Genomic DNA, 1,427 nt, shown 5'->3' with positions numbered 1-1,427 from the left:
GAGTGGGTCGGCGTCGAGACGGTTGACGAGACACTCCGGGAGTTGTACGAGCGAGTCGAGGCAGAGCCACCCGCTTACGAGGAACTCACCGAGATTCGCAAGCGCTCACGCTTGCTCGACACCACGGTCGATATCGACGCCGACGAACTCATCGTCCGACTTACAGAGGCGGGTGAATCCGTAGCCGAACCCAATACGGGTGATGTGCGCTCTGCCGGTGGACGCGACCACGACGATGCACTCCTCGAAATCGAACAAGCGTTGTCGCCGTTGGGCTTTACCGTCTCGATTCTCACCCAAGACGGCAGTGAGAAACCGGACGCGAGAGCTACCCATCCAGACCTCGAAGCTCCGCTCGCAATTGAGGCCGAGACGACAACCCCGAAGAACCCAGCGAAGGTACTCACGAACCTCCAGAAGGCCCAAGAAGAGAACGCAGTTCCGCTCTTTGTGGTTCGACCAGGTGAGACAGAGACCTACTGGGCCGAGCGGCTCGACCGAGTCCTCTCGCCTCCAGTTCGCCAGCTCGCGAACGGTGAGACGCGGTTCTATACGCACGACTCGCCGTTGACGTTCAACGGAGGTGCGACCGAAGAGGGTGGTGTAACGGCAGTCCGGCCTCCAAGCGGAGAGGATGATACAAGACGTTCTGTGTGGACCCGAGAAGGTGGTTCAATCGTTCTCTGCGATGGCAGTGGCACAGAACATCTCCGTCTTGCTTCGTGGGACGAAGTCAGCAAGAACCGTGTGCCTGCAACTTACAGCTACGACCACCCGGTGGAGGAGTATCTCGTCTATGAGCGTGGCGAGATTCACGTCTACGAATCGAAGGACGCACTCGAGGCTGATTGGGTGACAATCAAGAAGCCGTTCATCCCTGCAGCGGAGTTGACGAACCCGACGTACGGCACAGACAGCTATGCAATCGTCATTCTCCGTGACAATGACGAACCGGTCATCTATGAGAACACCTCTACAAAGCCACTTGAGACCCTTCTCGATACGTCGGTTGTCTCTGCTAACGACCAACAGCCAACCGAATCCGAGGAGACTGGTGATGCGACTGTTCCCGATCTTGATGTGGGTTGGAGAGATGATCCCAACCTCGTCGCCGAACAGTTTGCGAAGGAGTGTTTAGTGGTCGATGAAGGGAATGCAGTCAAGTCAGCAGACGTGTATGAGCAGTACAAAACGTGGGCTGAGAAACGGAACGCAACCGTCGATTCGAAGAATTGGTTTGGCCGCCGTCTCAGCAATCAGATAGAATTTGAACGGGAAACGAGGCACCCAAATGGTGAGTCGACAGTCTACTATTTGGGGATTTCACTCCGCGATTCGGAGGAAATTAGTGAATAGCGAAATCGCACGGTACAGCGCTTCTATTCCGCTTGCACCGCATTCAGCGCGGGTGTTACGACAAACACAGC

Annotated in this window: 1 protein-coding gene; it reads left to right on the top strand. The window is 56.1% G+C overall.

The annotated features are described in order from the left end of the window. The first annotated feature begins 111 nt into the window (after nt 1-111). On the top strand, nt 112-1,356 hold the full coding sequence (locus tag AUR66_RS15690; protein WP_231727925.1) for a primase-like DNA-binding domain-containing protein: 1,245 nt from the start codon (nt 112-114) through the stop codon (nt 1,354-1,356). The last annotated feature ends 71 nt before the right edge of the window (nt 1,357-1,427 follow it).

Source organism: Haloferax profundi (genome assembly GCF_001469865.1).
In the GTDB taxonomy this organism is placed as follows: domain Archaea; phylum Halobacteriota; class Halobacteria; order Halobacteriales; family Haloferacaceae; genus Haloferax; species Haloferax profundi.
Note: the sequence above shows the minus strand (reverse complement) of the source record. Positions and strands in the feature narration are given on the sequence as shown.